Genomic DNA, 2407 nt, shown 5'->3' with positions numbered 1-2407 from the left:
CCCGGTACGCTGCTCTATGTTCAGGTCAGACGGGAACAGAACAAGCAAGTGTTGGTCGGTGTAGAATGGATAGTGTTGGCGGCTGCGGCACTTGGTTGCCTCGTTGGCATTTACGGAATTGCCAGCGGCGACATCATTATCTAGCTGAGCGATCGCTTCAGTTCCTTGGCCGACAAGACATACCAAGGAATGTCTGGCCTAAATCAAGTGCGTAATCCGGTTACCCTCCGTAGAATGTCGCCGCGAAGTGCTGTCGGCTATTCATCCCTGAAGTGACAATCAGCGTGCCAATCGGTCCTGGTTGGCAACGCATGGGAGACGTCATGGGTATCGCAACGCGCTTTCTGGCCACGACGACAGTTGCGATCCCTTCAGCCAGACCGCAGTTGCCGCTCCTTGCGGCTCTGAAATGCGGAACCAGCCTGCTCGGCGCAGAAGGATAGCGATCATGAACGACAGCCTCTCGCCGCGCGAAATCGTGCGGGCAATGGTGGATCTCGGCGCCGCTAAGGCCGCTCACAGCGTTCCTGATCTTTTGATCCGCGGCATGCTTTCCGGGGCGCTGCTTGCCTTCGCGACGAGCATGGCCCTGGAGGGTGCGCTTCAGACAAATGTCGCGCTCGTCGGCGCTCTCACCTTCCCGGTGGGATTTGCCATCATCATCATCCTTGGCCTCGAGCTCGTGACCGGGAATTTTGGCCTGGTACCCCTGGCCGTCATCGCTCACCGTACGACAGTCGGCCGGATGTTGGCCAATTGGTTCTGGGTTTTCGTCGGCAACATGCTCGGTTCGCTCATCTTTGCCGGGCTGTTCTATGTCGTCCTGACCGATGTCGGCAATGTTGGGGCGAGTGCGCTCGGAGATCATCTGCGTGCGCTCGCCGAAGCGAAGACGATCGCCTATGAGCCGTATGGATACGACGGACTGGTGACCGCCTTCGTCAAGGCCATGCTCTGCAACTGGATGGTCTGCCTCGGCGTCGTCATGGGGATGAGTTCGAAGTCCACCCTCGGCAGGATCGTCGGATGCTGGTTGCCCATATTCGCCTTCTTCGCGCTCGGATTCGAGCACTGCGTCGTCAACATGTTCGTCATTCCCATGGGGATGATGCTCGGGGCCAAGATCAGCTTCGCAGACTGGTGGTACTGGAACCAGATACCCGTGACCTTGGGCAACATTGCTGGCGGTTTCCTCTTCACCGGACTTCCTCTCTATTGGACCTACCTGAAGGGTGGTGCAGAAGACGTGCCTGCCCCTGCGGCGAGGATGTCACTCGGCCCGGCCGAGTGATGGGCCAGCATTCCGGCGAACACATCTTCTTCCTCAGCATTGGGTCGCCCACAATTGCTTCGCGAAAGAATGTAGTCGTTTCGAAAAGAAGGCCTCAGTCGGGTCCGCCATGGTGGCGCCGACAGCCCCCAGCCGAACAGCTTCGATTGGACACAGCTAGAGCCAGGAAAGGCGCCGGCACATGCCTGACAGACCAGATGTGCAGTCCCGAACCAGAGGATGGCTGTGGCCGTCAGGTTCGCGGCCGACCGAGTTCAGTCCGGATCACAAATTGCAATCGCCGCCATTGCGCATCGCCTGATGACCACGAACATGACGCAACTCGACCTTCCGCCTGATGTTTCGCCGCAGCCGAGTTTTCGTTCGGCTGACGCTTCTTCTTCAGAAAGCGGCGCGGCGGCCGAGATCACTGACGAACGCAGGCGAGCGATCGTCGCGGAGATCCCACGGCTGCGTGGTTATGCGCGCGCGCTGTTGCGGGACCGCGATGCCGCCGACGACCTTGTGCAGGACAGCCTCGAACRGGCGCTGTCGAGGATGGCGAACTGGACGGCCGGCGATACGCCACGCCGCTGGCTGCTCACGATCATGCACAATCTGTTCGTCGACCAGTTGCGGCGCGCCAAACGCCATGCCCAGGCAGTGATCACGATCTCAGAAACGATAGATGCGATCGCGACGTCGCCACAGGCCGACAGGCTCGTATTCGTGGACGTATTCTCGGCGCTTCAGCAGATCAATCCCGAACGACGCGCAGCACTCGTGCTAGTCGCGGTCGAAGGCCTCTCCTATGCCGATGCCAGGAAGGCGCTGGGCATTCCCGTGGGGACACTGACGTCGCGGATCGCCAGGGGCAGAGAGGAGCTGCGATCGATCCTCGAAGGTGTCTCGCAGCCAGGCCAACCAGGGTGAGCAAAGAATGAACCGTCACCGTTTTCAATGATGAACCAAGGCCCCTGCAGTCCACACCGGCGCTGCGTCACGGGGTCATATCCGCCGAACGGCGGAGGGTCGAGAACCGCTGGAGCGAGCGGGCGGAATCGATAGATTTTCGCGCGATACCGGATGACGACTTTGCCATAGCTATTGATTTGCGCTTCGAAGGCCCAACCGTTC

At 59.9% G+C, this 2407-nt stretch carries 2 protein-coding genes; both read left to right on the top strand.

The features are described from left to right. The first annotated feature begins 409 nt into the window (after positions 1–409). Positions 410–1291: a formate/nitrite transporter family protein gene (locus ACXJ7R_RS30130; protein WP_457155005.1), complete on the top strand. Its 882-nt coding sequence runs from the start codon at positions 410–412 to the stop codon at positions 1289–1291. Between the two features lie 312 nt (positions 1292–1603). Then, positions 1604–2203 carry a sigma-70 family RNA polymerase sigma factor gene (locus ACXJ7R_RS30125; RefSeq protein WP_457155006.1) on the top strand — a complete coding sequence of 200 codons (600 nt, stop codon included), beginning with the start codon at positions 1604–1606 and terminating at the stop codon, positions 2201–2203. The last annotated feature ends 204 nt before the right edge of the window (positions 2204–2407 follow it).

The sequence above is a fragment of the Mesorhizobium sp. P5_C1 genome (assembly GCF_054049815.1).
Note: the sequence above shows the minus strand (reverse complement) of the source record. Positions and strands in the feature narration are given on the sequence as shown.